This window comes from Metabacillus niabensis, from assembly GCF_902829255.1.
Classification (GTDB): domain Bacteria; phylum Bacillota; class Bacilli; order Bacillales; family Bacillaceae; genus Metabacillus; species Metabacillus niabensis.
Genome location: NZ_CADEPK010000248.1, coordinates 1 through 3,737, shown reverse-complemented (window position 1 = coordinate 3,737; position 3,737 = coordinate 1). Strand labels below are relative to the sequence as shown.

Annotated in this window: 4 protein-coding genes and 1 pseudogene; all 5 read left to right on the top strand. The window is 34.2% G+C overall.

The window, feature by feature from the left end:
• Nucleotides 1-20: 20 nt before the first annotated feature.
• Nucleotides 21-473, top strand: a pseudogene (locus HU235_RS15495) (sigma-70 family RNA polymerase sigma factor); the annotation flags it as partial.
• Between the two features lie 101 nt (nucleotides 474-574).
• Complete coding sequence (gene sigG / locus HU235_RS15490) at nucleotides 575-1,396, top strand: RNA polymerase sporulation sigma factor SigG (RefSeq protein WP_217451451.1); 822 nt, start codon at nucleotides 575-577, stop codon at nucleotides 1,394-1,396.
• A 348-nt stretch (nucleotides 1,397-1,744) separates the two neighbouring features.
• Nucleotides 1,745-1,999 carry a YlmC/YmxH family sporulation protein gene (locus HU235_RS15485; protein WP_095298843.1) on the top strand — a complete coding sequence of 85 codons (255 nt, stop codon included), beginning with the start codon at nucleotides 1,745-1,747 and terminating at the stop codon, nucleotides 1,997-1,999.
• Between the two features lie 121 nt (nucleotides 2,000-2,120).
• Entirely contained in the window at nucleotides 2,121-2,951 is an 831-nt protein-coding gene (gene pgeF, locus HU235_RS15480) for a peptidoglycan editing factor PgeF (protein WP_174880780.1), read from the top strand.
• 8 nt (nucleotides 2,952-2,959) lie between these two features.
• The gene (locus HU235_RS15475) at nucleotides 2,960-3,646 is read left to right on the top strand and encodes a YggS family pyridoxal phosphate-dependent enzyme (RefSeq protein WP_174880779.1); all 687 of its coding nucleotides are present in this window, start codon (nucleotides 2,960-2,962) and stop codon (nucleotides 3,644-3,646) included.
• Nucleotides 3,647-3,737 lie beyond the last annotated feature (91 nt).

Genomic DNA, 3,737 nt, shown 5'->3' with positions numbered 1-3,737 from the left:
GCCTTAATTAATCCTATTGTATTGGAACAATAGGATTAATTAAGGCAGTAAATACGTTTAATCCAGAGAAGAAAATTAAGCTTGCTACATATGCATCCCGTTGTATTGAAAATGAAATATTAATGTATTTACGTCGAAATAATAAGCTACGCTCAGAGGTTTCCTTTGACGAGCCATTGAATATTGATTGGGATGGAAATGAACTTTTATTGTCTGATGTATTAGGAACAGAGGATGATATCATTACTAAGGATTTAGAAGCAAATGTTGATCGGAAATTACTTATGAAGGCGTTGCAACAGCTGAATGATCGAGAAAAGCAAATTATGGAGTTACGCTTTGGTCTACAAGGTGGAGAAGAAAAAACACAAAAAGATGTAGCGGATATGCTAGGTATATCCCAATCTTATATTTCAAGGCTTGAAAAGCGGATTATCAAGCGGCTACAAAAAGAATTTAATAAAATGGTGTAAAAAAAATTTATTCCTGATTTTTCCCTTGTTTTATCTATAACTAGGTCTATTTTTGTCCCTCTTACTGAGAATGCTTGTGCATATTTTTTCCTACCGAGGAGATACTTAACACTGTACAGCAACTCCTGTTAGGAGGGAAAGATGTGACAAGAAATAAAGTCGAAATTTGTGGAGTAGACACCTCAAAGCTTCCAGTTCTTAAAAACGAGAAAATGAGAGAGCTATTTAAGCAAATGCAAAACGGAGACTTATCAGCACGAGAAGAGCTGGTGAATGGCAACTTAAGATTGGTACTTAGTGTAATCCAGCGATTTAACAACAGAGGAGAATTTGTTGATGATTTGTTTCAAGTTGGCTGTATTGGATTAATGAAATCAATCGATAATTTTGATTTAGGCCAAAACGTCAAATTTTCAACATATGCTGTACCAATGATAATAGGTGAAATTCGCCGTTATTTAAGGGATAATAATCCAATTCGTGTGTCCCGATCACTGAGAGACATTGCTTATAAAGCACTTCAAGTACGTGAACGTTTAATGAGTGAAACATCTAGAGAGCCAACAGCAGAAGAAATTTCAAAGGTTCTGGATGTTCCACATGAAGAAATTGTTTTTGCGTTAGATGCCATTCAGGATCCAGTATCTCTATTTGAACCTATTTATAATGATGGTGGGGATCCAATCTTCGTAATGGATCAATTGAGCGACGAAAAAAATCGTGATATTCAATGGATTGAAGAATTAGCATTAAAGGAAGGTATGAGACGACTTAATAGTCGTGAGAAGCTCATTCTGAGAAAACGTTTCTTTCAAGGTAAAACACAAATGGAAGTGGCTGAAGAAATTGGCATTTCTCAAGCTCAAGTTTCAAGATTGGAAAAGGCAGCAATTAAACAAATGAATAAAAATATTCAAAACTAAGACTGCTCATGTTTGAGTAGTCTTTTTATTTAACATTTACCACAGTTACAATATGTTGTTAATTTCCACTGCAGGCATTCGCTTTCCGCGGGAGGTCAGGGTTGCTTGGGCATCAAATGCCTATGGAGCATTACTTTGACAAGTTATTCTTTAGCCAGAGTCTCAAACCTTCCGCTCCAAAAGACAAAGTATTTAAAATCAACAATAATCTTTCACATACGCTAATATTTAAATCTTGTTTATAGCTATTGGAAAAATATTTAAAACATTGAATAGTTTATCCCACCTTAATCATAGATATGTAATAGAGAAACATTCGTCTATTATGAATATAAAGGTGGCGTTTTTATGTATATATCTGAATTTCAAACGAAGGATGTTGTAAATGTATCTGATGGCAAAAAGCTTGGTAATATTGGAGATTTTGATATTAATGTGACAACCGGTAAAATACAAGCGATTATTATAAATGGGCAAGGGAAAATGTTAGGTTTTTTTGGAAAGGACGAAGAGCTTGTCATTCCATGGAGGAATATTGTAAAAATTGGTGAAGATGTCATTTTAATAAGAATGAATCGACAAATTGAGAGTGAAAGTGAATAATTTTTTAATCAATCTAAACGAAGTGTGTAAGATGTGGTAAAATAAATGATGATAGACTATAATTAGCTTTTAAAGTTAAAAACCATTAAGAATATGTCGAAAAAAAGGGTTGAATTGATAAATGATTTCAGAACCTTTTCAACAAAATGACAAGTCGTTTCTAACAATTGAGAAATGGATATCTAAAATTAAGGGACTTGAGGTTGGATTTACGACAAAGCTAGGTGGAGTAAGTAAGAATCATTATTCTTCCTTAAATCTAGGTTTACATGTTCAAGATGATCAAAATGATTGTATAACCAATAGAAAAATAATCTCATCGAAAACATCAATCCCTTATGAAAATTGGGTATTTGCCGAACAAGTCCATGGAAATCGGATTGAAGCAATTACGGAGCGTGACCGTGGCAGAGGACTATTGTCATACGAACAAGGAATACCAAAATGTGATGGATTTTATACGCACAACCCGAATATCATGCTATCATTATGTTTCGCTGATTGTGTACCACTATATTTTTTGGAACCGAATCGAGAGTTAATAGGGCTTGCCCATGCTGGATGGAAAGGTACTGTTAAAAATATTGGTGGAGAAATGGTGAAAACATGGATTGATAGAGAAGGAGTAAATCCAAGTGAAATAATGGCTGTAATAGGACCTTCAATTGGAGGGTGTTGTTATATTGTTGATGATAAGGTTATCACCGCCATTCAAGAATTAAAACTCCAAGAATATCCTAGTCCATATGTGCAGATCTCATCTAATCAATATAAATTAAATCTAAAGCAGCTTAACAAGAATTTACTGTTGGAATCAGGAATAAAGGAAGAAAATATTATGGTTTCTCGTCTTTGTACCTGTTGTGAAAAGGAGTTATTTTTCTCACATCGCCGCGACGATGGGAAAACCGGTCGAATGTTAAGCTTTATTGGGATAAATAGGGAGGCTTAACTTTAAAAATGAAGGTGCAAGAAAATTATCAAACAATACGGAGTAATATTCAAAAAATATGTGAGAGAATTGGGCGTAATCCCGATGAAATTAAAGTAATTGCTGTTACAAAATATGTTAGTATTGACCGTGCTAAAGCAGCAATTGATGCCGGTGTTATTCATTTAGGTGAAAATCGGGATGAAGGATTAAACGATAAGTATGCTGAGCTTGGAGATGATGCAGTTTGGCATTTCATTGGCTCATTACAAACACGTAAAGTGAAAAATATCATTGATAAGATTGAATACATACATTCTTTAGATCGCTTTTCACTTGCAAAGGAAATTGATAAAAGAGCGGAAAAATTAGTAAAGTGTTTTGTCCAAGTTAATGTTTCCGGAGAGGCTTCAAAGCATGGGATATCGCCAGATGAAGTGATCGAGTTTATTAAGGAACTTGAAACATTATCTTCGATTCAAATAGTTGGGTTAATGACGATGGCTCCTTTTACTGATGATGTGGATACAATTAGGACATGCTTTAGACAGTTAAAGAAGCTGCAAAAAGATGTTCAAGCATTAAATTTGGAAAATGCCCCATGTCTTGAGTTATCAATGGGGATGTCAAATGATTATGAAATTGCTGTTGAAGAAGGGGCTACTTTTATTCGAATCGGTACTTCACTTGTTGGAAAAGAAACTGGAGGTGTATAACAATGTCAATTAAAAATAGATTTAAAAGTTTTTTTGCATTAGAGGATGAAGAATATGAATATATGGAAAATGAAGAGGAACAATCAGAAAT